Source organism: Cytobacillus oceanisediminis (assembly GCF_007830235.1).
In the GTDB taxonomy this organism is placed as follows: Bacteria; Bacillota; Bacilli; order Bacillales; family Cytobacillaceae; genus Cytobacillus; species Cytobacillus oceanisediminis.
On sequence record NZ_VLKI01000022.1, the window covers coordinates 21,641 to 43,812 of the forward strand.

19 protein-coding genes and 2 pseudogenes are annotated in these 22,172 nt (G+C 41.4%); 19 read left to right on the forward strand and 2 right to left on the reverse strand.

The window, feature by feature from the left end; genetic code table 11:
• The first annotated feature begins 213 nt into the window (after positions 1 to 213).
• The 11 genes and pseudogenes from IQ19_RS23475 to IQ19_RS23525 all read left to right on the forward strand — a co-directional run bounded on the left by IQ19_RS23475 (position 214) and on the right by IQ19_RS23525 (position 13,562).
• A complete protein-coding gene (locus tag IQ19_RS23475) occupies positions 214 to 1,926 on the forward strand; it encodes a PucR family transcriptional regulator (RefSeq protein ID WP_144545651.1) in 1,713 nt (570 codons plus the stop codon).
• A 698-nt stretch (positions 1,927 to 2,624) separates the two neighbouring features.
• Entirely contained in the window at positions 2,625 to 3,812 is a 1,188-nt protein-coding gene (locus IQ19_RS23480; protein ID WP_144545653.1) for a M24 family metallopeptidase, read from the forward strand.
• Positions 3,813 to 3,828: 16 nt separating this feature from the next.
• Positions 3,829 to 4,833: a cyclodeaminase gene (locus IQ19_RS23485; RefSeq protein ID WP_144545655.1), complete on the forward strand. Its 1,005-nt coding sequence runs from the start codon at positions 3,829 to 3,831 to the stop codon at positions 4,831 to 4,833.
• Positions 4,834 to 4,847: 14 nt separating this feature from the next.
• Positions 4,848 to 6,050: a cystathionine gamma-synthase family protein gene (locus tag IQ19_RS23490; protein ID WP_144545657.1), complete on the forward strand. Its 1,203-nt coding sequence runs from the start codon at positions 4,848 to 4,850 to the stop codon at positions 6,048 to 6,050.
• Between the two features lie 29 nt (positions 6,051 to 6,079).
• Entirely contained in the window at positions 6,080 to 7,327 is a 1,248-nt protein-coding gene (locus tag IQ19_RS23495) for a M20 metallopeptidase family protein (RefSeq protein WP_144545743.1), read from the forward strand.
• Positions 7,317 to 8,372 carry a homoserine dehydrogenase gene (locus tag IQ19_RS23500; RefSeq protein WP_144545659.1) on the forward strand — a complete coding sequence of 352 codons (1,056 nt, stop codon included), beginning with the start codon at positions 7,317 to 7,319 and terminating at the stop codon, positions 8,370 to 8,372. Before IQ19_RS23495 ends, IQ19_RS23500 begins: the two co-directional genes overlap by 11 nt.
• 21 nt (positions 8,373 to 8,393) lie before the next feature.
• Positions 8,394 to 9,836 carry an aldehyde dehydrogenase family protein gene (locus IQ19_RS23505; RefSeq protein ID WP_144545661.1) on the forward strand — a complete coding sequence of 481 codons (1,443 nt, stop codon included), beginning with the start codon at positions 8,394 to 8,396 and terminating at the stop codon, positions 9,834 to 9,836.
• Between the two features lie 283 nt (positions 9,837 to 10,119).
• Positions 10,120 to 11,664 carry a BCCT family transporter gene (locus IQ19_RS23510; RefSeq protein ID WP_144545663.1) on the forward strand — a complete coding sequence of 515 codons (1,545 nt, stop codon included), beginning with the start codon at positions 10,120 to 10,122 and terminating at the stop codon, positions 11,662 to 11,664.
• A 346-nt stretch (positions 11,665 to 12,010) separates the two neighbouring features.
• A complete protein-coding gene (locus IQ19_RS23515; RefSeq protein WP_158638894.1) occupies positions 12,011 to 12,379 on the forward strand; it encodes a tyrosine-type recombinase/integrase in 369 nt (122 codons plus the stop codon).
• 229 nt (positions 12,380 to 12,608) lie between these two features.
• Positions 12,609 to 12,811, forward strand: a pseudogene (locus IQ19_RS23520) (MBL fold metallo-hydrolase); the annotation flags it as partial.
• Positions 12,812 to 12,995: 184 nt separating this feature from the next.
• On the forward strand, positions 12,996 to 13,562 hold the full coding sequence (locus IQ19_RS23525) for a DUF4256 domain-containing protein (protein ID WP_144545667.1): 567 nt from the start codon (positions 12,996 to 12,998) through the stop codon (positions 13,560 to 13,562).
• Between the two features lie 376 nt (positions 13,563 to 13,938).
• On the opposite strand, the gene IQ19_RS23530 is transcribed toward IQ19_RS23525, so the two are convergent.
• A complete protein-coding gene (locus IQ19_RS23530; protein WP_144545669.1) occupies positions 13,939 to 14,349 on the reverse strand; it encodes a MerR family transcriptional regulator in 411 nt (136 codons plus the stop codon).
• 242 nt (positions 14,350 to 14,591) lie between these two features.
• Here IQ19_RS23530 and IQ19_RS23535 point away from each other — a divergent pair, with 242 nt between their 5' ends.
• The 6 genes and pseudogenes from IQ19_RS23535 to IQ19_RS23565 all read left to right on the forward strand — a co-directional run bounded on the left by IQ19_RS23535 (position 14,592) and on the right by IQ19_RS23565 (position 19,974).
• Positions 14,592 to 15,632, forward strand: a complete 1,041-nt coding sequence (locus IQ19_RS23535) for an NAD(P)-dependent alcohol dehydrogenase (RefSeq protein ID WP_144545672.1) — start codon at positions 14,592 to 14,594, stop codon at positions 15,630 to 15,632.
• Between the two features lie 469 nt (positions 15,633 to 16,101).
• A complete protein-coding gene (locus IQ19_RS23545; RefSeq protein ID WP_144545674.1) occupies positions 16,102 to 16,479 on the forward strand; it encodes a hotdog domain-containing protein in 378 nt (125 codons plus the stop codon).
• Between the two features lie 142 nt (positions 16,480 to 16,621).
• Positions 16,622 to 17,563 (forward strand): annotated as a pseudogene (locus IQ19_RS23550) (aminotransferase-like domain-containing protein); the annotation flags it as partial.
• 118 nt (positions 17,564 to 17,681) lie between these two features.
• On the forward strand, positions 17,682 to 18,977 hold the full coding sequence (locus IQ19_RS23555; protein WP_144545676.1) for an MFS transporter: 1,296 nt from the start codon (positions 17,682 to 17,684) through the stop codon (positions 18,975 to 18,977).
• A gap of 234 nt (positions 18,978 to 19,211) precedes the next feature.
• Positions 19,212 to 19,490, forward strand: coding sequence for an ArsR/SmtB family transcription factor (locus IQ19_RS23560; protein ID WP_144545745.1), 279 nt, complete (start codon positions 19,212 to 19,214; stop codon positions 19,488 to 19,490).
• Between the two features lie 97 nt (positions 19,491 to 19,587).
• Positions 19,588 to 19,974 (forward strand): VOC family protein, encoded by a 387-nt coding sequence (locus IQ19_RS23565; RefSeq protein ID WP_144545748.1) that lies wholly within the window; start codon positions 19,588 to 19,590, stop codon positions 19,972 to 19,974.
• A gap of 209 nt (positions 19,975 to 20,183) precedes the next feature.
• Here the strand turns inward: IQ19_RS23565 and IQ19_RS23570 are convergent, their stop codons facing one another.
• Positions 20,184 to 20,828 carry a YczE/YyaS/YitT family protein gene (locus IQ19_RS23570; RefSeq protein ID WP_144545678.1) on the reverse strand — a complete coding sequence of 215 codons (645 nt, stop codon included), beginning with the start codon at positions 20,826 to 20,828 and terminating at the stop codon, positions 20,184 to 20,186.
• A gap of 115 nt (positions 20,829 to 20,943) precedes the next feature.
• On the opposite strand from IQ19_RS23570, the gene IQ19_RS23575 reads away from it, so the two are divergent.
• A complete protein-coding gene (locus tag IQ19_RS23575; RefSeq protein WP_144545680.1) occupies positions 20,944 to 21,396 on the forward strand; it encodes a MarR family winged helix-turn-helix transcriptional regulator in 453 nt (150 codons plus the stop codon).
• A 25-nt stretch (positions 21,397 to 21,421) separates the two neighbouring features.
• Complete coding sequence (gene paiA / locus IQ19_RS23580) at positions 21,422 to 21,940, forward strand: spermidine/spermine N(1)-acetyltransferase (protein WP_144545682.1); 519 nt, start codon at positions 21,422 to 21,424, stop codon at positions 21,938 to 21,940.
• Positions 21,941 to 22,172: the final 232 nt, after the last annotated feature.

The window sequence follows — 22,172 nt, forward strand, 5'->3', positions numbered from 1 at the left end:
AATACAGAGCCAGGATTCCTGAATTCGCACTTTTGGCAAAAGAATAGAATCCTTTCCCCACGATTAATATGGAAATATGATGACATTGTTATATTAATAAAATATTAACTGGAAGAGCATAAAATTAATAGTAGACGTTGCTGTCTGAATATGGTTTCCTATAATAAAAGTCTTTTATCTTATTAATCTTAAGGTGTTCAGAGGGGAGCCAACATGAGATTAACAGTTAAAGATGTACTAAAATACATGATTCTCAATAGCGCCAAGATTGTTACAGGAAAGGAATATGCCGAAAAACGTCACATCCAATGGATTTCAGCCATCGAAATGCCAGTGGAAAACTTTGTCCGAAAAAATGAAGCGGTATTGACGACAGGGATTGGCTGCGGGGAGGACGCCGAAACTTTCAAAAAGTTTGTTCAGGATGTGATCGACTCCGACGCTTCCGCGCTGATGGTCGCTTTGGGAAGATACATTTTCGATATTCCCACTGAGGTAATAGAATTGGCCGAAAAGAATAATTTTATTATTATTGAGATTCCATGGGAAATCCGTTTTTCCAGTATTATAGAATCGGTCATGAAAGAGATTAATGACATCGAATATAAAGAACGTGAAAAATCAGAAAAGGTTCAGCAGGAACTTCTTAAATTCATTCTAAAAGACACGGACCTGAAGGAAATCTCAAAATTCGTTGAAAAGCATATTGGGTACCCGATCGCCATTACAGACCGAGCTGGCACCCTTCAGGAAAAAAGCATCCACTCACAAGCCTTTATAAAAAAGTGGAAAAAATATGTCCTGCAAGGAATCCTTCCATCAAGGAAAGAAACCACTCTTTTAAAAGGAGACCCCATGTTCCAAAAGTTCCAAATGGTTGAGATAGAAAACCGAACTGTTTTTCAGATTCCGGTGCTCCAGGTAGCCGACAATCCACAAGGCTATATATTTGTAATGGTTCCTAGTTCCGAATCGATCGAATCCTTTCTCACTCTCTTTCGGGTTAATGTGTTAGAGCATGCCGCAACCACGATTGCTCTTTGGCTTTCAAGGAAAAATGCCATTGAAGAGACAAAAATGCGTCTTCGCAGCGATTTTGTACAGGAGCTTTCTAAAGGCGAATTTCTCTCATTTGAACAAGCAGATTCAAGGGCAAAATTGCTTGGATATAATCTTAAACATCCGTATGTGTGTATTGTCGGATATCCGGAAAATATGAAAATACTATTCCAAAAGCGCAAACAGGACTATGATTCCTATGAACATTGGCTCGAAAGCATGATCCATTATATCGAGGAAGAAATCTACTATGCTGCCCAGTCCCTTAAAAAGGACATGATGATGACCTATCAGGGTGAACAGCTTGTCATTTTCCTGGAAACCCCAGGGGTAAAAGGAAATGAAAACGCGACGAATTTCCTTGACCTTGTAGAAAGGCGCCTGGGAAATTTGCTTCCGGAGGTTGTCATATCCTGGGGCATCGGCAATGCCTTTGAAGGAATTTCAGGATTTGGGGAAAGCTTTCGTCATGCAAACACTGCTTTAAGTATCGGGCGGCGAAAAAAGGGTTCCGGGCAGCGGATGATGTATGAGCAAACAAAAGTGGACAGGGTGCTATTAAATTTTGCGAGCAATAAAGAGATGAAAGAAATAATAATGTCAACGATTGAGCCTCTTGTGAATTATGACGAACAGCGACACATGGATTTGATCGGCACTTTCATCGCCTATAACCAGTTTCATGGAAATGTAAGCCAGACAGCAAGGTCGCTCAATCTTCATCGGCAGTCTTTGCTATACCGACTAAGAAAGATTGAATATTTGACAGGTCTTTCCCTTATTGATCCGGATGATTTATTTCTTTTGGATCTGAGCATAAAGATTTGGAAAATAGGAGAACATGCCATTATGGTAGGTCAAAATTAATTTTATTGAAAAAAATAGAACTGCGGCAGAAATCCTTTGTGGATTTTTTCCGCAGTTTTTTATTTTTTTTTGTTGGCTCTTTTCGTATAGATTGTTGTTTTTGCTTAAGAACTCTGCCCGTTGATTTCCGCTACAGGCACTCAGCGACACACGGGGCTACCGGGAGCCTCCTCGACGCTCTGCGTCTGCGGGGTCTCCCTTGGAACGCTACTACCGTAGGACGTTGAATAAGCTTCCTCGAATGGACACCGCACGAAGAAAATGCGATAGCATTTTCGAGGATCTCGCGCCTTCCGCTCCAATCAACTCAGTGATTAAAATGGCTCGAAAGCAACAAACTTTGCGAAAACAGGTTTCTGTTAAACTTCAAAAGCCTCACTTTCTCGGATCCGCTTCCCTCCCCGGCTCTCTCCCTGTTATTGGTCTCTCTTGGACAGGAGAATCACGAACCATCCGCTCCAATCATTTAAGAAGCTAAATCAGCACCCATTTTTGCCCATAATTCAATTTTAGGAAAATATTTTTTACTGACATTTTTGAAATTGTTGAATTCTTAATCTTTTGATAATTTGACTAAAATAAAATTTGAATTTTCATACAACTTTGCGGATGATAGATTTCTTACCCTGACACTATAATGAATCTACAAACGAAATACCTGAAAATTAAATACTGGTTTGGTAGGAGGGAGCACCACCATGTCATTTGGAACAGCAGAGTATAAAAAGAGAATCTTGAAAACAAAAGAAAGAATGGCAGCAGAAGGGATTGAAGTTTTGCTTATTACGGATCCCGCTAATATGAATTATTTATCCGGTTATGACGGATGGTCCTTCTATGTGCATCAAATGCTTATCATCATCATTGATGAAGAACAGCCGATTTGGATTGGCAGGGGACAGGATGCAAATGGAGCCAAAGTAACGACATGGCTTTATCATGAAAATATCATTCCCTACCCTGACGATTATGTACAATCTGAAACCAAACATCCAATGGATTTTGTAGCAGATATTTTAAAGCAAATCGGACAGCAAAACCGTTTTATCGGTGTTGAGATGGAAAACTATTATTTCACTGCAAAATGCTATGAGCAACTGAAAAAGGGACTTCCGAATGCTAGTTTCCGCGATGCATCCCTGCTGGTAAACTGGGTCCGCATTATAAAGTCCGAAACAGAGATTGAGTATATGAAGCGAGCAGCAAAAATTGTGGAGAAAACAATGGCAGCAGGAATTGAGCTGGTTAATGAAGGCGTACGGGAATGTGATGTTGCAGCGAAAATCTTTCATACACAAATAACAGGCACGGATGAATTCGGCGGGGACTACCCGGCGATCATGCCTCTTCTCCCATCAGGAGAAAGAACTTCCACTCCGCATTTAACCTGGACGGACCAGCGTTATAAATCAGGCGAGCTTGTGATTCTGGAACTGGCCGGATGCTATAAGCGCTATCATTCCCCTCTTGCTAGAACCGTCCATATCGGCCAGCCTTCCGAAAAAATTAAAGCACTTTCGGAAGTAGTTGTCGAAGGATTGAACGCTTGTCTCGATATGATTAAGCCAGGGATTGCCTGCGAAGAAATTGAGGAAGCATGGAGAAAATCGATTGAAAAGAGCGGAATTATAAAGGAATCGCGCCTGGGATATTCCATGGGTCTGAACTATCCTCCAGATTGGGGCGAGCATACAGCGAGCATCCGCAAAGGAGATAAAACCATCCTTCAGCCCAATATGACATTCCATTTGATCCCGGGTATCTGGCTTGATCAATATGGTTTCGAAGCAAGTGAATCATTCAGGGTAACCGAAAATGGATGCGAAACATTTGCAGAACTCCCAAGGGACTTATATATAAAAGAAGCATCACTAACAAAAATCTAGGAGGTGAAGCGAAGGGATGCTAATTTATACAGAGCAGGAACTTAAACAGTATGTCCAACTGAACAATGAAGCGATCGCTATTGTGGAAGCAGGATTTACGAAGCTTGCAGAAGATGAAGCCGTCATGCCGCCGATTATGCGTGTGGACCTGCACGACCAAAATGGGGAAGTGGATGTCAAAACCGCATATGTAAAAGGGGAAGGCATGTTTGCAATCAAAGTATCTTCCGGATTTTTCAACAATTATAAGCTTGGACTCCCAAGCGGCAATGGACTTATGCTCTTGATCAGTACTCAAACAGGCATCCCCAAGGCAATGCTGCTGGATAACGGCTATTTGACCGAGGTACGGACAGCCGCAGCGGGAGCGATTGCTGCAAACTATCTTTCCCGTGAAAACATTGAAACAGTCGGTGTGATTGGAGCCGGAAGCCAGGCGAGGTACCAGGCAAGGGCTCTCAAACTCGTACGGAATTTTAAAAGAATCCTGGTTTATTCCAGGTCAGAGGACCGCTCGAGAAAATATGCCGAAGACATGTCCGCCGAATTGGGGGTTGAGGTCCAAGTGGCAGAGAGTGCCGAAGTTCTGGTGCGTAACAGTGATACGGTAATTACGACTACTCCGACAAAAGAGCCGGTGATCAAAGCAGAATGGCTTCACCCCGGACTTCATATTACGGCTATGGGATCAGATGCTGAACATAAGCAGGAGCTTGAAGCAGAAGTTCTTGTCCGGGCGGATAAGCTTATATGCGATACAAAAGCACAGTGTGCAAGGCTTGGAGAATTGCATCACGCACTTAACAAAGGAGTATTAACGAATGAATCGCCCATTATTGAACTGGGCCAATTAACATCCGGAAAGCTAAGCGGGCGGATAAATGACGAGGAAATCACGGTTTGTGATTTAACTGGTACAGGAGTCCAGGATACCGTCATTGCCTTGTTTGCATACAGCGAAATGGAGAAGCGGGAAATCGGATTGAGAGTTGAGAACAAGAAACTGGTATTAAAAAACTGAGAAGGAGTGATCGTATGGTAAAAGAAAATGTTCAGGCAGGTACAAAAGCAGTGTGGGCAGGAGAAAAGGATTATTTGGTGCATGGAGCCACCCAGGTGCCCATCGTACTCAGTGTGGCATATGGATATGATGATATGGATGAGTGGTATGATGTGGCGATTGGGAAGAAAAAGGGACATATTTACGGAAGAAATACGAATCCTACCGTACAGGCATTTGAAGATAAAGTGAAAATTCTGGAAGGCGCCGAAGCAGCGACAAGCTTTTCAACAGGCATGGCTGCGATCAGCAATACATTATCCACGTTTTTGGTGCCGGGCGATCGCATTGTATCGATGAAGGACACTTATGGCGGAACGAACAAAATTTTTACGGAATTTCTGCCCCGCCAGCAAATCGATGTGGTTCTTTGCGAAACAGGGAATCACGAGCAAATAGAAGCGGAAGTGGCAAAAGGGTGCAAAATTCTTTACCTCGAAACACCGACGAATCCAACCGTCAAGATTACCGACATCGAGCGTATGGCAAGAGCCGGACACGAATCCGGAGCCATTGTCATTGTGGACAATACATTTGCAACACCAATGAATCAGAATCCCATTTCACTGGGTGTGGATCTTGTTATCCACAGTGCTACAAAGTTCCTCGGCGGGCATGCTGATGCACTTGGCGGAGTCGTTTGCGGTCCGCATGAACTTGTGGAAAAAATCTATCACTATCGCGAAATCAATGGCGCCACAATGGATCCGATGGCAGCTTATCTGATGATCCGCGGCATGAAAACTCTTCACCTTCGTGTCCGTCAGCAATGTGAAAATGCAATGGCGCTTGCAAAATACCTGCAGACAAAAGATATGGTGGAATCTGTTTATTATCCAGGGATTGAAACACACCCAAACCATCATATTGCCAAAAAACAAATGAAGGATTTTGGCGGTATGCTCAGCTTTGCAGTCAAAGGCGGAGTAGATACAGTCCGTGATTTGCTTCCGAAATTGCAATTCGCCAACCGCGCTGCAAACCTAGGAGCTGTCGAAACAACAGTAGGGCCGGCACGAACAACCAGTCATGTGGAATGTACGCCTGAGGAGCGTGCAGCGGTTGGCATTCCGGAAGGGTTAATCCGTGTCTCCTGCGGAATTGAGGAAATTGAGGACATCATTGCAGACTTTGAACAGGCATTTAGCCATGCCGAAAGTGTTTTGCAGGTAAAGTAGATTACTAGTTCCGATTGAGGTGAGAGATGATGTCAGATAATCATCCTATCGTTGAGCAAGCGAATAATTTGGCAGGTCGTCTGGTTGAATGGCGCCGTCATTTTCATCAGCATCCCGAACTTAGTTTTCAGGAGTTCGGGACCTCCCGTTTTGTTGCAGATGTGCTAAGGGAAATGGATGGAATGGAAGTAGAAACAGGAGTTGGGATTGAAACAGGAGTAGTGGGCACTTTGACATCGGGGGATGGACCAGCCATTGCACTAAGGGCCGATATGGATGCCTTGCCGATTACGGAGGAAAATAGAACAGGCTATTCGTCCAAGAATAAAGGTGTGATGCATGCTTGCGGCCATGATGCACATACCTCTATTCTCCTCGGGGCCGCTTCCATCCTCTCGGACCATTTTAAAAAAGGCGAATTGAAAGGGACGGTTAAATTTATTTTTCAGCCGGCAGAGGAGAGTACCGATGCAAACGGACTTTCCGGTTCTCCGTACATGGTCCGTGCCGGGGCATATGATCAGGCTGAAGCTGCCCTTGCCCTCCATGTCTGTCCATGGCTTCCTGTAGGGAACGTGCAAATCAGCGATGGCTACAGCATGGCTAATGTGGATGTTTTTGAAGTGAAAATTTATGGCTCAGGGGGCCACGGGGCTTATCCGGAGCTTGGCACCGATTCTATTTGGATGCTTGGCCCGGTAATGCAGGCACTGTATGGAATTACAGCAAGGAGAGTTTCAGCGTTGGATGCTGCAGTTATCAGCATTGGCCAAATTCATGCCGGCACAGCAAGCAACATCATTCCGACAGAGGCAGTTATTCAGGGTACTATTCGGAGCTATACACCGGAAGTTCGTGATTTTTTGGCATCAGAAATAAAGAAAGCGCTTTCTATAGTGGAGCATTTGGGGGGAACCTTTTCATTGAATATCCAAAGAGGGGAGCCAGCTTTAAAAAACCATCCTGCCATCAATCAATGGATAACGCAAGCTATCACAAAGACATATCCAGGCATGGGGATTACTAGACGCCCATTTGGCCTTGGCGGGGAAGACTTTGGCTATGTGACTGAGAAAATTCCAGGATCCATGTTTTTTCTTGGGTGTGCACCTCTAGACGGGGGGCAGCGCGATCTTCATACCCCGATTTTTGATTTGGATGAAGCTTGCTTGCCGATCGGAACTGTTATTTTGGCACAAACAGCTGGGATGTTTTTAAAAAAGAAAACGAAATTACAAATAGACCAAAATTTGGAGGTGGAAATGCTTGGCACATAAATTGGCGTTTATAGGATTTGGGGTTGTTGGCCAGGGATTGGCGGAAATTTTGCGTGATAAGAAAGAATCGCTTAAACAGAACGAGGGATTTGAAGCTGACATTGTAGCCATTTCCGATTTAATGAAAGGTTCGATCTACCATCCAGGGGGACTGGATATCAGTACAGTTTTGCGAGTACTGCAAGAAACAGGGAATTTGGAGAATTATCCGGAAACACCGGGGCTAATCAGGGGGTGGGACAGCCTCAAAACAATCAAGGATACCAATGCAGATACAGTTATTGAGGTTTCCTATACAGATGTCAAAACCGGCCAGCCCGCCATAAGCCACTGTAAGGCTGCATTCGAAAAAGGAAAAAATGTGGTGATGACCAATAAAGGACCTGTTGCCCTCGCTTACCGGGAGCTATCTGAAATGGCGGAAAAGCATGGAGCCTGCTGGGGATTCGAGGGTACGGTCATGAGCGGTACACCAGCACTGCGGATGCCGGCTGCTGCGTTGGCCGGGAATGACATTACGGAAATCCGCGGCATATTAAATGGGACAACCAATTATATTCTGACCAAAATGGAACAGGAAGGTGCTTCTTATGAAGCTGCTCTTAAAGAGGCACAAAAGCTCGGCTATGCAGAGGCAGACCCTACCAGCGATGTAGAGGGCTATGATGCAAGATATAAAATTGTCATTCTCTCCAACCATGTGATGAAAGCTCCTTTATCAGTCGGGGAAGTGGAATGCAATGGCATTACAGGGATCACTTTAAAGGATATTGAAAAGGCAAAGGCGGAAGGGAAGTGCTGGAAGCTAATTGCAAAAGCCAAAAAGGAAAACGGCAAGGTTATTGCCTCGATAGCTCCTGAAAAATTGGATGCTGAAGATCCCTTGGCTTCCATCAGAGGCGCTGTCAATGCCATTACGTATCAATGCGATCTTTTGGGCACAGTCACATTAAGCGGTGCAGGAGCAGGAAAAATAGAGACAGGATTCTCCCTTTTGATTGACTTAATTTCCATTCATCGTGCAAGGCAGCTTGTTTCAATCTAAAACGGAAAGGCGGTAATACGCATGACCACTCAACTAACGGGACAAAGAATGTTTCTCGCAGGGAAATGGAAGACGGGCGAAAGATTAATTGAAGTTCGTGATCCGCAGGATAACAGCTTAATTGATACAGTGCCAGCAGCTTCGAAGGAAGATATGCTTAATTGTATTGAAGAAGCGAAAGAGGGGGCGAAGATTGCTGCTTCCCTGCCTGTCCATCAGCGAATGGCGATTATTAATCGAGCTGCAGACTACATCGAAGCAAAAAAAGAAAAATATGCAAAAACGATTGCAAAGGAAGGAAGCAAAACTATTCGGGAAGCTTCAAAAGAAGTGGCAAGAGCCATTCAGACCTTCCGGATTAGTGCAGAAGAAGCAAGAAGGATTCATGGAGAAACCATTCCGTTTGATCAGATGCCCGGGAGTGAAAACCGCCTGGGATACTACCGCCGTTTCCCGATTGGTATTATAGGCGCAATTACGCCCTTTAACGATCCATTAAATCTTGTAGCGCATAAGGTGGGTCCCGCCATCGCCTCCGGGAATGCCATTATCGTAAAACCGGCAACAGTAACTCCTCTCAGCGCCCTTTTAATTGCCGAAGCACTTGAACATGCCGGATTGCCTTCTAAAGTATTATCGGTCATTACTGGCTATGGAAGCGAAATTGGGGATGTTCTTGTAACTCATCCTGCTGTACGAATGATTACCTTTACTGGCGGCCTGGACGCCGGGGAACAAATTACCCGGAAAGCGGGATTGAAAAAGATAAGTATGGAGCTGGGGTCCAATTCTCCTGTCATTGTGCTGGAGGATGCTGATCTGGAAGAGGCTGTTGAATCAACGGTTTCCGGGGCATTTTGGGCAGCAGGTCAAAATTGCCTCGGCGTGCAAAGAGTTTACATTCAGGATTCTGTTTATGAAGTATTTCAACAGGCATTCGTTTCCAGGACGAATCAATATTGTGTAGGGGATAAGCAATCAGAACTGACTGATATGGGGCCGCTTATTACGGAAAAAGAAGCTATCCGGGTTGAAAAAATAGTCAATGAAGCGAAAGAAAAAGGAGCAGCCGTATTAACAGGCGGGAAAAGGGACGGGGCTTTTTATGCACCTACTATTCTCGAAAATGTCCCGGAAGATTGTACCATTGCTAAAGAAGAAATTTTTGGTCCGGTTGTTCTTTTGTATCAAGTATCTTGTCTTGATGAAGCAATCAGTAAATCGAATGACATAAATTATGGCTTGCAGGCCGGAATCTTTACCAAAGATATCGAAAAAGCGCATCAAGCCATTGCAAAAATGGAGGTAGGCGGAATAATGATCAATGATAGCAGTGACTACCGTATTGATGCGATGCCATTTGGGGGAGTAAAAAATTCAGGGCTAGGCAGGGAAGGAATTAAATTTTCCATCCAGGAAATGACAGAACCAAAAGTAGTCTGCTTTAAATTATCCAACTATTAGGAATTTTTAAACTGAATACAATCAGACAGCAGGCAAGCTGCCTGAGTATAGTGTGAGGAAGAACAATCCGGCTGCAACGGAGGGTCTTCCTTTCCTTTTAGATAGCTGAAGTCATAATTTATGTCATTCAACCACATTCATTAACCTTGAAATGCAGACAGGCATTATAAAAAGCTTAGCTCAATCAAACTTGCATAGCCGTTTTCCAGCAGGCACACAAATACTTAATCAAAGCTTTAATAGAGCCATATAAAAGAAAAAGACTAATAAGGAGGATTTTATTTTGAAGAAAAACAGGGACCGCGCTTCATATAACAATCCAGTCTTTAAAATCTCAGCCATAATCGTTGGACTTTTTACCATTTGGGGAGCCTTTTCGCCTGATAGTCTTGCCAAAAATGCCTCTACAGTTTTTAGCTTCACAAGTAAATCATTTGGATGGCTTTATTTACTCAGTGTGGCTGTGTTTGTTTTCTTCTGTTTATACCTTGCTTTTAGTAAATATGGAAGCATGAAACTCGGACCGGATGGAGAAAAAGCCGAATATTCCTTATTTGCCTGGATCAGTATGCTATTCAGCGCAGGTTTTGGGGTAGGAATTGTCTTCTGGGGTGTAGCAGAACCGCTGACTCACTTTTCTTCTCCGCCGCTTCCTGGGGTTGAGCCCCAATCAGCAGAAGCTGCCCGGGTAGCCATGCGATATTCCTTTTTTAACTGGGGCATTCATCAATGGTCAGTCTTTGCCATTGTCGGACTGGCTCTTGCTTATTATCAATACCGTCATAAACGGAGGGTTCTTGTGGGCGAAGTCTTAAGCGCAAATCACCCTGAAAAAAGAAAAAAGCTGAAGTCAGCGGTTAATATACTGGCTGTCATTGCTACCGTAACGGGAATTGCCACATCGATGGGAATGGGTGTCCTGCAAATTAATGGTGGCTTGAACTATGTCTTTTCAGTTCCAAACAACCCTTTGGTGCAAATCGGCATTGTTGGCATCATGCTTGCTCTTTATCTAGTATCAGCTACAACCGGTATTGATAAAGGAATTAAGATTTTGAGTAATACAAACATGATCATGGTCCTTGCTTTAATGATGTTCTTCCTGTTCAGGGGCCCTACCGTATTCATATTTGAAAGCTTCGTCCTTGCTATAGGCGATTATATCCAGCATTTTGTGGAAATGAGCTTCTATTTGACTCCATATACAGGTGAGGCGTGGGTTCAGGATTGGACAGTGTTTTATTGGGCATGGGTTATTGCCTGGTCTCCTTTCGTTGGTTCCTTTGTTGCCCGGATTTCAAAAGGAAGAACAATCAGGGAATTTGTAATAGGTGTAATGGTTGTCCCTCCAGCCATTGGGTTTGTATGGATGGCGATTTTCGGAGGAACGGGATTATACATGGATTTGTTCCAGGGTACAGCCATATCCGAAGCTGTTTCGCAAGATGTGACAACTGCCATTTTCGTGCTGTTAAAGGAGTTTCCGTTATACACATTGTTATCAGTGATCATGCTAGTCCTGATCGTCATATTCCTTGTTACCTCGGCAGATTCAGCTGTTTTCGTTCTTGGCATGATGACATCGGAAGGGGATTTGAATCCATCCAACAGGGTAAAAGTGATCTGGGGGGTATTAATGGCTGGAATCACTGCCGTGTTAATTGCCAGCAGCGGATTAAAAGGGCTGCAAACCGCTTCCTTAGTCTCCGCTCTTCCTTTTACGATCATATTGGGCATCATTAGTATATCGCTCTATAAATCATTGTCCAGGGAGAGAAAAGAAGCAAAAGCACAGGCCCAAACGGTTCCCCTGCAAAAAGCCCAGTAATAACTGGTGGAAAAATTCAACTTCTAAAGAGGGTCCTATCACATGCCCATCAAGCTAAGACAACTCATTACCCCCTTAACGAAAAAAACGCTATTCTTTCTGTAATATCATGGAAAGGATAGTGTTTTTTATGTGTAGCGAGGTTTTAAATGAACTTACTCTGTTTTACTCAGGATTTGCAACCTCTTTGGTTTGGCTTCTCCTCCTAAATCCTATTGCCGGTGCCCTAATCCTTTTTTAGTATAATCAGGCTGGAAGCAACCAAATGGTAGAACATTTATTATTACAAAATTAACTTAGCTATAATTATGAAAAGGATTGATATAGAAAAAAGAGCACTTGCATTTTGTGGCAATTTGATCCCGGAACGAATGATAACGATACAAAAAGGAAACGTAAAAAAGACCGGGTTGTACTATTTGAACGAGAGTGTGCGGAACATCTGAAAGCCTATTTAGATACACGAGAGGACACAATCCCGTTTGTTTTTGTGAATTTTAAAAGTACTGGTCAGATGTTTCCGCGGACCATTCAATTAGAATTTGATTGCTATACCAAAAGGCTGGGTGTTCACATTTCGACACATACCTTACGCCATACGTTTGCTGCCCATTTAGCACGGAAGGGAATGCCATTTGCGTGTATACAGGTTCTGTTATGGCATAACGGTCAGCATCAAACGCAGCTTTACGCTGTTTATATCATAAAGCAATAAAAGAACTGTATGACCAATGGATGTAAAATAATGGTAGAAATATTCGTATAATACAAATTAACGCTTTCTTAAACTTAGTTTAGGAAACGTCCAAACCCTTGGTGTAAAAGGGTTTGGACGTTTTTATCATTATATCATATTTAACATTAAGAAGGATTAACGCAACTTTTTGTTGAACTCTTATGGTACTAAAGAGCAATAGGAGATGATTTTGGGCAGGGGGAGTAAAATGGAGATTTTAGAACTGCCGATAGAATTTGAATTTAATAGACGTAAAAAATCAAATTTATCCCAGCCTAATTATTACTAATAATGATTTAACGTTGGTAGATACTAAGTATGCAATCTTTTTACCCCTAATTGAAAAGGAATTAAAAAAATGGATATGTAATAAAGAATTTAAAGAATATTATTATCACTCACTATGAGGATATATGATTTTCTTTGTAAAGAATAATGAAGTAAGTATACAATACTTAAAAATTAACTAATAGAGAATATATGTATGTTGAAAAGGAAATTAAAGATCAAGGCTGTCATGCGCAGCTTTTCTTATTGTGCTAAAGAGGCAGTTTTGTCCTTATACAATTATGAGTAAAAACAAGGAGGAGCTAATATGACAAAGAGAAATACGGAGTTGTCACCAGAACAACGTGAAGAACTACTCAGAACTTTGAAAGCCCGTTTTGAGAAAAACATGAACCGACATAAAGGTCTCGAATGGGCTAATGTGCAAGCTAAGCTCGATGCTAATACTGAAAAGCTGTGGTCGCTCAATGAAATGGAAGGAACCGGCGGTGAACCGGATGTTGTTGGCCATGATGAAGAGACGGGCGAATACATTTTTTATGATTGTTCAGCGGAAAGTCCTAAAGGCCGCAGAAGTGTTTGTTACGATCGAGAAGCGCTGGAGTCGAGGAAAAAACACAAACCAGAAAATAACGCTATTGATATGGCAGTTGCCATGGGCATTGAACTTCTAACGGAAGAACAATACCGGGAGTTGCAGAAACTTGAAAGTGTCGATATGAAAACGTCGAGCTGGGTGCAAACACCTGCTAATATTAGGAAACTTGGCGGGGCTATCTTTTGTGATCGCCGCTACGACACTGTTTTTGTGTACCATAATGGAGCAGATTCCTACTATGCAGCAAGGGGGTTCCGTGGCTCGCTGAGGGTCTGAATTTCACAGGCAGCCAATTCTGTATTTGAGAACAGACTACCTGGGGAAGGCTTTAAATTCATTCTTCAATTATGGGTGCATATGTTCAATATCAGTCTGCTTGCCAAAACTTAATTATCTACATGTTTATTTTTATAAGATTAAGTATAAGAGCTAGAGCTAACTCTAGTGCAAGAGGAGAATTTCGAAAAAAAGGGGAAACCACTGTAACATCGTTATATAATACCTAACTCCAGAAGCTCGTTCCTTAATGAACAAAGTAGTGGATTTGACTTCTTCCTTTCTGTTAGGATTTAAATACGAAGGCGGCAGTAAATGATACAATTAGAAAACCACCTGCTCATATACAAGTTTATGAAATACAGGTGGCTTTCTGTTAATTATTAATCTCTATTATATCTTTTTTATAAATTTCTTCCGTTCCGGCTTCCAGTGCAGTCTTGTAGTATAAGCATTTATGCTCGATGACTTCCATTGTTTTTCTTAGTTCTTCCATTTGTGCTTCTACGTTTGCTTTGCGCTCCAGAAACATGTCATATCTTTGCTGCAGTGTGGCATCCCCTTCAGAACACCAATCAATGAAATTTTTAATCTCCTTAATAGGCATCCCGGTGGCTTTCAGGCATTCTATTACTTTTAGAGCGCTAAGGTCGGATTCTTTAAACAAGCGGTTTCCGCTGGGGGTCCGTTCTACAAAAGGCATCAGACCTTCTTTGTCATAGTAGCGCAGGGTATATACTGTCAGATTCAATTCCTTTGCCACTTCGCTGATCGTGTATGTCTTCATTATTTATCTCCTCCTTATAAATGTAGACTTCGAGTTAACTATAAGGTGTGTTGTGAGATTATCATGGTATTTTATAAATGTCAAAGTCACTTTATTGGGATTGAAAAAAATAAAATTTATCGCTTGACCTAGAGTTAACTATAAGCCTTAACATGATTGTGAAAAGAGAAAAATGATGGGAACTTAACTGAGTTCTTTTTAAAATCTATCATTCTCTTAAAAAAATTCAGGAGGTTTTATTCATGATAACTGCTAAAGCGCGGGCTGTTGACGGTCCGGACAAGCCGTTTAGAGCGGCTGAAATTGAAAGGCGCGATCTGGATATGCATGATGTTCTGATTGAAATTAAATATGCTGGCATTTGCCACTCCGACATTCATACTGCTCACGGGGAGTGGGGACCTGTGAACTATCCGCTCGTACCCGGGCATGAGATTGCAGGAATTGTTACGGAAGTAGGAGCAGAGGTTACAAAGTACAAGGCAGGAGACCGGGTAGGAGTCGGATGTATGGTTGACTCCTGCGGCGAATGTGAAAACTGCCGTAAAGGAGAAGAACAATACTGCCTCAAGGGAAATATCCAAACCTACGCGGGTGTTGACAAATACGGCGAACCAACTCAAGGCGGGTATTCTACACACATTGTAGTACAGGAAGAATTCGTACTCAGAATTCCTGATAGCATTGAGCTTGACGCGGCTGCACCACTGCTTTGTGCGGGGATTACCACTTATTCGCCGCTAAATCATTGGGAAGCTGGGCCGGGCAAGAAAGTAGCGGTTGTCGGTATGGGTGGCCTTGGCCATATGGCTGTCAAAATTGCACATGCCATGGGTGCAGAAGTGACCGTTCTTTCCCAAACATTGAATAAAAAGGAAGATGGCCTGCAATTCGGCGCAGACCACTACTATGCGACAAGTGATCCGGAAACTTTCAAGGAACTTGCCGGAACGTTTGACTTAATTATTAACACGGTAAGTGCGAAAATCGACATAGATGCTTACTTCTCACTGCTCACGCTTGACGGAACATTGGTTAACGTTGGTGCTCCTGCAGAGCCATTGTCAGTCAATGTGTTCTCACTCATCGGCCATCGCCGTTCCTTTGCAGGTTCTATGATTGGAGGCATCCGTGAGACTCAGGAGATGCTGAATTTCTGTGCAAAACATAACATCGTTCCAAAGATTGAAGTCATTACAGCTGATCAAATAGATGAAGCTTACGATCGAGTATTAGCTTCAGATGTGAAGTATCGATTCGTGATAGATATCAGCACTATGTAAATTGTTCAAAGATGTCCTGAAAGCCTGGCTTTTGGGACATTCTATTTTTAACTTGGATTTTTAGAATAATATAAAGTTAGGTGGTTAAAAAATGAACATGGAAGACTTTATAGATTTCTGCCGAAAGGGAAATCCCATTTCAGGTGAGGACAAAGAATTGCGGGGCTATTGACTCAATGCAGCTATGAAGCTCAAAGAATCACTATGGAATTGAATACTTCGTATTATTCAAAAGAAGAAATAGCAGAGATATTCAGTAAACTGACAGGCAGGAAAGTTGATCCACCTTTTTGTGTTTTCCGCCATTTATAAGGATATAAAGCCTAAAGATTGGAACTTCATTACATAAATAATAAGTGAAAACCAAAGAATTGCTAAGGGACAAAGATAGTTGAATGCTATTCAAAGTTATTGTAATATTCAGATTGTTGAAAGCTAGCAGTGTAAAACCTTGGGGAGGGAGATTTATTTGCCATTAAAAGTTGGAGACATCATTACGTTCGAACGGACTTTTACAAAAAGGGATGTTGAATTATTTACAGAGAATTCAGGTGATGAAGGAATTCATCATATAACCCCGGATGAACAGGGGAGACTTGTGGTTCAAGGGTTATTAACGGCCACTCTTCCAACCAAAGTGGGCGGAGACGCAAACGTGTTGGCCCGTACGATGAATTTCGAGTTTTTGAGACCTGTTTTTACAGGAGATACAATCATTTGTGAAGTAACAATCGATAAATATGAAAAGCAAGATAATCATAGAATGTCCATAGCGGCGTCTTTCCTTTGCGCGAATCAAAATGAGAAACTAGTATTGAGGGGGAATTTTGCGGGTGTGATATTATAATTATACTTTCATAAAATGGTGCTTATGTTTAAGAATAGCTGCCGAACAAGGGGCTTTTTCTTTTTGAACAAACGGGGCAGGTTAGTACAAAAAGGAACCAAGGGTTATAATGAAGGATGCAGCTTTATTGAAAAATTGTATGAAAAAGGATGCGGCAGTAAAGCTTATCCGAAGAGGCGGGTTAGAAACAACCATTGATCACATTTTATTTGCAAATGGGGGTCAAAATGCGATTGCTGCTACACTGGCAAGTCTTTGTAAGCCTGGAGAACGCATTGGTGTTGACCAGCATACGTACCCTGGCTTAAAAACTGTTGCAGCGATGCTTAGTGTGCAAATAGTACCAATAAAATCAGAGAACGATGAAATGAGTCCAGCGTCTTTTGAATATGCGTGTAAAAATGAAAATATTAAAGGCATTTACTTGATCCCAGATTATCATAATCCGACAGCTTCCTTTATGTCGGTAGAGAATCGAAAAATGATTGCAGCCATTGCAAAAAAGTATAATCAGTTCATTATTGAAGATGCATCGTACCATCTTCTCAATAAAAAACCACTGCCGGCAGTCGCATCATTTGCACCAGAACAGGTTATCTATATTGCAAGTTTATATAAATCATTCGCACCAGGCTTACGACTAGCCTATGTAGCAGTGCCAAGTCAATTTAAGGAGCCAATATCAAAGGCACTTTATAACTTAAATGTATCCGTTTCCCCATTACTGGCAGAACTAGCTGCACGTACGGTTGTATCGAATCAATTTGAAGTCTTAATTGAGGGGCATCGGGAGCAGACTATTCGCAGAAACCAACTCGTAAACAGATATCTGGCAGACTTTACGTGCTTAGGTGCTGAAACAGGCATCTTTCGCTGGCTGCTATTGCCAGGCAAGATTACAGGTGCTGAATTTGAAACGTTAGCTAAACAGCAAGGGGTACAAGTGTATGCAGCTGAACGTTTTGTAGTTGGAAATAGTTGTCCGGAGAGGGCTGTAAGAGTTTCTGTCTGTGCACCGGAAACGCTTGAAGAGCTTGAGCGAGGTTTGATTATCCTTAAGCGTCTGCTAAACGATCTTACCTAATATTGTTCGCCATACAATTATAATATTGTATGGTTTTTTTGTGCGTGTTAAGATGATTCAAATCTAGTTGGAGGATTATGAGAAATTGGATTAGCTTTCTAGAAAGGGAGGTTAGATTGTGTTAACAAAAGAGCGTTTAAAAGTGTTAGATGTCCAATCAGCTTCGTTACAAAGCTACATTAGTTCTTCAGAAAAACAACAACAATTATATAAAAGAACATTAATGGTTGTTGTCATATCCCAGATTTTTGGAGGAGCAGGACTTGCAGCAGGAGTAACAGTGGGGGCATTAATAGCCCAAGACATGTTAGGTACAGATAGTGTAACGGGAATTCCGACGGCGTTATTTACGTTAGGATCAGCAGGGGCTGCACTGCTTGTGGGAAGACTTTCTCAGCGATTTGGACGCCGTCCTGGACTTGCGGCAGGATTTTTGGCTGGAGGCATCGGTGCGATTGGAGTAGTGGTTTCATCATTAATAAACAGCATTCTGCTATTATTTATTTCATTGCTCATCTACGGGGCTGGAACGGCTACAAACTTACAAGCACGCTACGCTGGAACTGACCTGGCAAACCCGACACAAAGGGCAAAGGCAATTAGCATGGCCATGGTTTCCACTACATTCGGTGCTGTTGCAGGTCCAAACCTGGTGGATGTAATGGGGGAGTTTGCTATATCCATAGGAATTCCTGCTTTAGCCGGTCCCTTTATATTAGCGGCTGCGGCGTATATACTTGCTGGATTCGTTCTATTTATTTTCCTTCGTCCTGATCCCTTTATGGTGGCAAAAGCAATATCAGATGCACAAAGTAAAACCAATCATTTAGAGGAAAGTTCGAATTTGTTATCGGTAAACAGGCGAGGCATTTTTGCAGGAGCTGCCGTAATGGTTTTAACTCAATTTGTGATGATGGCCATTATGACCATGACACCCATACATATGGGACACCATGGACATGCTTTGAATGAAGTTGGTCTGGTCATTGGATTTCATATAGGTGCGATGTTTTTGCCATCGTTAGTAACTGGCTTACTTGTTGATAAAATTGGCCGTGCTGCTATGGCTATTGCTTCTGCTATTACGCTGCTTGTTTCTGGCATTTTGGCTGCAACAGGACCTGCTGATTCGATGGCCGTACTCAATATAGCCCTTGTTTTACTAGGGCTTGGATGGAATTTTGGCTTAATTAGCGGCACGGCCATTCTGGTAGATTCAACTTCGCCATCTACTCGGGCTAAAACGCAGGGTTCTATCGATTTATGGATTGCTTTGTCAGGAGTATTAGGAGGAGGAATATCCGGAATAGTTGTTGCACATTCCAGTTATGCAGCCCTTTCCATTGCTGGTGCTGTTCTTTCATTACTGCTTATTCCAATTGTTATTTGGGCCGGTATCCATCAAACAAAGTAAGGAACAAATATAGGTGACTGAATATTCGGTATTATATTAAAGTAATAGTAGCAATTAAGCTTTTAAAATAATTCTGTTCACAGATATATAAGAAATAATCCGAATCTATTTTCCTATAATGATTCAAACTACTTTTATTTGATTTAAAGGGTTGTGTGATATGGTTCCCTTATCACGCAACCAAACGGTTGCTTATGTTTGACGAGCAACCGTACAGTTGCATATAATCGACATATGGATTGTGAAAAAGACGCTATATTCAAAGCACTTGGCGACTCGACTCGGCGGCTAATATTAGATGAACTTTCCGAACGCAACGAGCTGACATTGTATGAACTTACGGCACGTCTCGTTATGAAACACAACCTTTCCATTTCGCGACAGGCAATAGCTAAACATCTTAATACATTGGAAGATGCAGGGCTCGTAATATCAAAACGAAAGGGAAAATATCGAGTACTTATGTTTAACAAAGAACCACTTAAAAATTTGCTGAAAGGATGGGTAGATTAATTTTATAAATAATGACAAATGTATTAGTTTTTCTATTTGTAGCCAGATTGGTAGAAGAGAACCATACATCGCAAATATCAAAGGAGGCCGAAACATGATGAAAATCATTATTACTAGTATATTCGTTCAAGATCAAGACAAAGCATTAGAGTTTTATACAAAAACGCTCGGCTTTGTAAAAAAGCATGACGTTCCCAGCGGAGCATATAGGTGGATAACGCTTGTTTCTCCTGGTGAACAAGACGGTACCGAGCTTTTACTCGAACCTAATGAACACCCTGCTGCCAAAGAGTATCAACAGAAGCTATTTGCTGATGGCATTCCAGTAACAATGTTTGGGGTTGCAGATATTCGCAAAGAGTACAAACGATTAGTAGAAAAAGGCGTAAAGTTTACTATGGAGCCAACAGAAATGGGGAAAGTCACAATAGCTGTCATCGACGATACATGCGGAAACCTTATTCAGATGATAGAGCAGAAGTAACGTTATGGAAAGAACCTAGTTTCTAAACGACACGATTGGTAAGTTTAAGACCGGTGAAGTGTTATTTCAAAAATTAAACAACTTTATGTTAACCCTGTCCTCATTTCAGGTGGGGGTTTTACATATCTAAGGATTAACGGCATAAGTTAAAGATCCGGCTGCCCGCTTGGGTGGCCGAATCTGTTGAAAAATAGCTAATAAAAAGTATTTTATATTGGATGGTTCCTATCTTTATCATAATTTAGTGATGTACTAGAGTGTGCTGATATTCGGTCTAATACTTTTTCGGTTAATGGCATAAAGCCATTAAGTATTAGCCCCCCTAAACAAACGGTTAATAAAGTTCCAATACCAATTGGTCCATTGAATTTCATCGCCATTAACAAAAATACGAGATATATAACAGTTCTTGAAAAAAATAGATTTGATTTAGTTAAATCTTTTAGGATTAATGTTAGTCGGTCAACGGGAATCGGTGCAAAATTGGTGTATAAATATGTTGCAGTTCCTATTCCTGTTACCAATAAGCCTACTCCAAAACAAACCAGTCTGCTGTACCATAATTCAGGTTCGAGCAGATGGGGTAATACGTAAAGCCACAGATCAATACTTATCCCCGTTATAAAGGCTGTTAACAACCCCAAAATTTCTGGTCTTTGTCTTTTTAAAAATGAATTACAACCTATCAAAAATAAAGCTATTATGATTTCCCAGCTTCCCACACTAAGCCCCACATTTTTCGACAGTCCTACCAAAAGTGCATCAAAAGGTGAAGTTCCAAGATCTGATTGTATAGTGAGTGAAATACCAAGGGTTAAGATTACAATTCCTAATACATAGAAAATATATTTCACTTTATTCACCCCTTTATGATGGTTTTTTTATTGCAAATGCAACAAAATTAAGTTAGATTAAATATATGTCATTATTATTGCATTTGCAATAAAAATATAGATTAAGGAGTTGATTATGCTGGAAATTCTCCGTGAAATTGGAATGATAGCGAGGGCATTGGATTCTATAAGCAATATAGAATTTAAAGAGCTTGACCTTACAAAAGGGCAGTACCTTTACCTTGTGCGAATATGTGAAAGCCCGGGAATTATTCAGGAAAAGTTAGCTGAGATGATAAAAGTAGATCGGACAACGGCAGCTCGTGCGATCAAAAAACTTGAACTGAATGGCTTTATTCAAAAGAAAGATGATGAACAGAACAAAAAAATTAGAAAACTCTTTCCAACAGAGAAAGGGAAAAAAGTTTTTCCTTTTATAAAAAGAGAACATGATTATTCCAATGCGGCTGCATTAGAGGGATTGTCCGAGAAAGAAGCAGAAACCATTTTCAATCTGCTTCAAAGAGTAAGAAAAAATGTCGAGAAAGACTGGGAATTTGTTAAAAAGGGAAACAAGAGAAATTATTGATTATATAAAGGAGAGGCAATTTCAAATGACTATAAATATGAAAAGATGTACCCTTGAAGATTTAAGCAAACTTCAAGAAATTAGTTATGAAACATTTAATGAGACGTTTAAGGATCAGAATTCACCCGAAAATATGAATTCCTATTTGGAAAGGGCATTTAACTTAAAGCAATTAGAAACTGAACTATCTCATACTTCTTCGCAGTTCTTTTTTGTTTATTTTAGGGGTGAAGCGGCTGGATATTTAAAGGTTAATACCAATGAGGCCCAGACTGAAGAAATGGGCGATGAAACACTCGAAATTGAGAGGATTTATATAAGAAACAAATTTCAGAATCATGGGCTTGGTAAATATCTGCTAAATAAAGCGCTGGAAATTGCGATGGAACGAAATAAAAAGAAAATCTGGCTGGGTGTATGGGAAAAAAATGAAAACGCCATTGCTTTTTATAAGAAAATGAGGTTTGTCCAAACGGGAGCCCACTCCTTTTATATGGGTGATGAAGAACAAACGGACTTTATAATGACCAAAATTCTCATGTAATCGAAGGGCGGATGATTATGTATATTCCACAATGTTATAAAGTCACAAATATGGATGAAATCTGGGAGTCCTAACGGGGCAGATTAACAGAACAAGAAAACAAAAAGAGCAGTATTGACGTTGGAAACGTCAAATACTGCTCTTTTTCATATTAAAAAATACATTGAAAAAAAAGAGATCCTGTGGTAAATTTATATAGATGTACATTGTGTAATTGAATTTAATTATATTA

Excerpts from the sequence above, each read along its gene's own strand:
- IQ19_RS23475 (WP_144545651.1), top strand. The coding sequence starts at position 214 with ATGAGATTAACAGTTAAAGATGTACTAAAATACATGATTCTCAATAGC.
- IQ19_RS23480 (WP_144545653.1), top strand. The coding sequence starts at position 2,625 with ATGTCATTTGGAACAGCAGAGTATAAAAAGAGAATCTTGAAAACAAAA.
- IQ19_RS23485 (WP_144545655.1), top strand. The coding sequence starts at position 3,829 with ATGCTAATTTATACAGAGCAGGAACTTAAACAGTATGTCCAACTGAAC.
- IQ19_RS23490 (WP_144545657.1), top strand. The coding sequence starts at position 4,848 with ATGGTAAAAGAAAATGTTCAGGCAGGTACAAAAGCAGTGTGGGCAGGA.
- IQ19_RS23495 (WP_144545743.1), top strand. The coding sequence starts at position 6,080 with ATGTCAGATAATCATCCTATCGTTGAGCAAGCGAATAATTTGGCAGGT.
- IQ19_RS23505 (WP_144545661.1), top strand. The coding sequence starts at position 8,394 with ATGACCACTCAACTAACGGGACAAAGAATGTTTCTCGCAGGGAAATGG.
- IQ19_RS23525 (WP_144545667.1), top strand. The coding sequence starts at position 12,996 with ATGACAAAGAGAAATACGGAGTTGTCACCAGAACAACGTGAAGAACTA.
- IQ19_RS23530 (WP_144545669.1), bottom strand. The coding sequence starts at position 14,349 with ATGAAGACATACACGATCAGCGAAGTGGCAAAGGAATTGAATCTGACA.
- IQ19_RS23535 (WP_144545672.1), top strand. The coding sequence starts at position 14,592 with ATGATAACTGCTAAAGCGCGGGCTGTTGACGGTCCGGACAAGCCGTTT.
- IQ19_RS23560 (WP_144545745.1), top strand. The coding sequence starts at position 19,212 with ATGGATTGTGAAAAAGACGCTATATTCAAAGCACTTGGCGACTCGACT.
- IQ19_RS23565 (WP_144545748.1), top strand. The coding sequence starts at position 19,588 with ATGAAAATCATTATTACTAGTATATTCGTTCAAGATCAAGACAAAGCA.
- IQ19_RS23575 (WP_144545680.1), top strand. The coding sequence starts at position 20,944 with ATGCTGGAAATTCTCCGTGAAATTGGAATGATAGCGAGGGCATTGGAT.
- paiA (WP_144545682.1), top strand. The coding sequence starts at position 21,422 with ATGACTATAAATATGAAAAGATGTACCCTTGAAGATTTAAGCAAACTT.